Origin of the sequence: Clostridium sp. NSJ-49 (genome assembly GCF_014287725.1) — a bacterium.
Taxonomy (GTDB): domain Bacteria; phylum Bacillota; class Clostridia; order Clostridiales; family Clostridiaceae; genus Clostridium; species Clostridium disporicum_B.
The window spans coordinates 1-970 of record NZ_JACOOP010000112.1 but is presented as its reverse complement, the minus strand read 5'-3'; the positions used below and the strand labels follow the sequence as shown (position 1 = coordinate 970).

Here is a 970-nt window from a genome sequence, read left to right as displayed (position 1 = left end):
AAAAGGAGAGAAGAACAATGAGCAAAACTAATATAAAATGCCCACGCTGTAATTCTGATAAACTATACAAGTTTGGTATGAATAAGCAGGCTAAACAAAAGTATCAATGTAAGCAGTGTAAGCGCCAATTCGCCATAGGCGACGGTGACGGACGTCCTAAACTAAATAATCCTAAATGTCCTAGATGCGGTAAGGGAACTTACTTACATCATTCATATAAACATTACAATCGCTATAAGTGCAATAACAAGAAGTGTAATCACATAATAGTAAAACATCACACCACCAATATTGATACAGCTTCTAGTGAATTAGTTAGTGGTTCCCTTTCAATGAAAGGAATGCGTTTTCCGCTACATGTAATACTAACTGCATTAACACTATACTTTTTAAATAATTCATCAACAAGAGCTATTTCTCAATTCTTGATGATTAACTCTGGTATTAAGGTATCCCATGTTACTATAGCAAGTTGGACTAATAAATTTGCACCTTTCTTTAAACAGAAAGCTAATAAATTCAAAGCTAGTTTAAACTTACAATCTGACGATTGGCACGCTGATGAAACAGTAGTATTTATCAATGGTGAAAGATACTATCTATGGTTAGCTATTGATTCTGAAACTAGATTTATTCTAGCATTTCATCTAACTAAGTCTAGAAGTTCTGATTCTGCTTATACCTTAATAAATGAAGCTAAAAATTATGGTGAACCAACTTACTTCATAACCGATAGACTACCTTCGTATAACGAAGCTTCCGCTACGGTATTACCTAATACCAAACACGTTCCTGTAGCACCTATGTCTAGTGATATAAATAACAACTTAATTGAGTCATTCAATAAGACTTTTAAAGCTTGGTATAAAGCTAAAAAAGGTTTTAACTCTTTTGAAAAGGCGAATAACTTAATATATTTATTTATCTTTCACTATAATTTTATTAGACCACATGGCTCATTAAATAACTG

At 32.5% G+C, this 970-nt stretch carries 1 protein-coding gene; it reads left to right on the top strand.

Annotation, left to right across the window (positions count from 1 at the left end; translation table 11 throughout):
* Window positions 1–17: 17 nt before the first annotated feature.
* Window positions 18–970 (top strand): IS6 family transposase (locus H8S10_RS17905; RefSeq protein ID WP_186839750.1); only part of this gene is annotated, 953 nt, incomplete at its 3' end.